The following is a 2326-nucleotide window of genomic DNA, read 5'->3' as shown; positions in this document are numbered from 1 at the left end:
TTTTTTTTAGTCTTTGTTAAAATCTTTGTTTAAAAAAGTTAACACTTTGTTTTTTAAGGTATTAAGTTTAAAAAAAACAAAGATTTAAACAAAGATTTAATAATCTATGTTTAATATCTTAATATCTTAAAAAAAGGTTTTTTTAAGCATTTTTACCAAAAGCATACTGAATTGATAATGCTTTTTTGCATTTCAAAAACATTTGAAACAAGTTTCGAATGTTTTTGAAATGGTTTTTTTTAGATTAAAAACCTTTATATTTGTATTACCTTGAGGAAAGAAATAGGCAATGCTGAGGAGCAACCTACTAGAGCCAAAGAGGGCATTATACACAAGTAGGGCGGGAAATATTCCGCCCTCTTTTATACTTGTGGTTTTGGCTATTCTAAAAAAACCTTTCATTTTGAAAAAATGACGTATTCAGTATTTTTTGGGTGTTTTTTTCAAAATCGACTTTTTTCGACTGCTTTTGGTAAAAATGCTTAAAAAAACCTATATTTTAAAAAGGTTTGAGGTGCTATTTAGGGGTATCTGCTTGATAAGTTAGTTTACTTGTCTGAAAAAGGTTTTAAATGCCTATATTTGTTGATGTTGTGAAATTATACATTTTCACTTTTTTTACATTTTTAACCAAAAAAAAGCTATAAAATCGGGATTGCACTCCCATATGATTTGATAGCTTAATTCAATACTACATGACAAAAATACTACAAAAAAGGGATACTTTTAAAGATACCCTTCAAAAAAAACAATGGTCTAAGTACGTTAGTAAAGGGATAGCGTTGTCTTTAATGCACTATAATCCTACATCTAAGCTTTTTAAATCATATAAAAATTCTAGTTATTGTGCTGAAATTTTACTAACAAATGATGTTGGTAGGATAGGAACTACTTATTGTAAAAATAGATGGTGTTGGACGTGTAATAGGATTAAAACTGCTAGACTAATAAATGCTTATTTACCTCAATTAGAAACATTAAAAAATTCTGTTTTTGTAACATTGACACTACCTACCGTAAAAGGTGCTGATTTAAAAGGTCGTATTTTACAGATGGAAAAAACTTGGCGTTTAATCTATAAAAAGACAAAAGAAGCCAAATATAAAAGAGATTATACTGTTTTTAGAGGTATAAGAAAAGCTGAATGTACTATTCGTCCAAATGGTTATTATCATTACCATTTTCATTTAATCATGGATAATTGGGCGCAAGGTGAATGGTTAATCGGAGAATGGTTAAAATATAATAAAGATGCAGATTTTAAAGCTCAAGATATTCGTTTGGCTAATGAATTTTCATTTAAAGAGCTTTTTAAATATGCTTTTAAGTCAGAGGTAAAATGTTCGGATAATACAAATGCAAAGCGTTACGATATTGTTTTTAATGCTTTAAGAGGTAAAAGAACATATCAAGCATTTGGAGGTATAAAAGCTATTGAGGAAGATTTTAAAGATGATGATTTAAAAAATGGTATTATTTTAGAGGGAATGTCAAACCGAGTTTTTAAATGGATAGAAGATGACTGGTATGATAAAGTAACAGGAGAGGGAATAGTTGGTTTACCTATTCCCGAAAAAGTTAAAAATATGATTAGTTATCCTATTTCAGTTGATAAAATTGAGAAAAAAGAAGTTGCTGAAAATATTAAATTAGATAAAATAGTAGATTGCTTAGTAAAAGATAAAGATTTAGTTGAAAAAGCTTTTGGTGCTCCTGGCGTAAAGGTTAAAAAATGGAATTATAAAAAGGGGCAATTGAATCATAAGCAACTAGAACTATTTAAAGAATGAATACATAAAAAAATAATAAAATTATGACGATATATAGCATAGAAGTAATGCATAAATCATTGCTTAGAGTAGTATTTAAATTAGATTATTCATTCAGTTATAAAGTTTTTGCAAAAGTTTTACATTCATTAATTAAAAATGAATATGGAAAGGATGTTCCTATAGATGAAGAAGAATTAAATGAGCCATTAGATCAAGATTATATTCTTATGTTTGATAATATTTTTGAGGAATTTTCACTTGAGAGAACTAAAGTAAAACTACCTAAAGAGAATAAAAAAAGACCTTAATATTTATTTATTAAGGTCTTTTTTACGCCTTATTTTAACTAATAACTTTATAAGCTAGAAACATATCAAATAAACGAAAAATAAATCAGCAAGATGAAATAGACAGAAGTTTGTTTATTACCTTGTCTAAGGAGCTTTAAAATGAAGAAAGGAGGAACGAAATAATTAAATTCTGATCAGCAAGAGGGAACGGGGGAAACCCCAGTTCTTTACGTAAAGTGCTGATTTCTAAGGGATGTTTTTTTT

The 2326-nt window shown here is 27.6% G+C and carries 2 protein-coding genes; both read left to right on the top strand.

What is annotated here, in order from left to right; genetic code table 11:
* The first annotated feature begins 695 nt into the window (after positions 1 to 695).
* Entirely contained in the window at positions 696 to 1790 is a 1095-nt protein-coding gene (locus tag DPIF8902391_RS00010) for a protein rep (RefSeq protein ID WP_172504680.1), read from the top strand.
* 23 nt (positions 1791 to 1813) lie between these two features.
* The gene (locus tag DPIF8902391_RS00005) at positions 1814 to 2080 is read left to right on the top strand and encodes a hypothetical protein (RefSeq protein ID WP_172504679.1); all 267 of its coding nucleotides are present in this window, start codon (positions 1814 to 1816) and stop codon (positions 2078 to 2080) included.
* The last annotated feature ends 246 nt before the right edge of the window (positions 2081 to 2326 follow it).

Origin of the sequence: Tenacibaculum finnmarkense genomovar ulcerans (assembly GCF_900239495.1) — a bacterium.
Lineage (GTDB): Bacteria > Bacteroidota > Bacteroidia > Flavobacteriales > Flavobacteriaceae > Polaribacter > Polaribacter ulcerans.
The sequence above is the reverse complement of the archived record's forward strand: the minus strand, read 5'-3'. Positions and strand labels throughout refer to the sequence as shown.

Excerpts from the sequence above, each read along its gene's own strand:
- DPIF8902391_RS00010 (WP_172504680.1), top strand. The coding sequence starts at position 696 with ATGACAAAAATACTACAAAAAAGGGATACTTTTAAAGATACCCTTCAA.
- DPIF8902391_RS00005 (WP_172504679.1), top strand. The coding sequence starts at position 1,814 with ATGACGATATATAGCATAGAAGTAATGCATAAATCATTGCTTAGAGTA.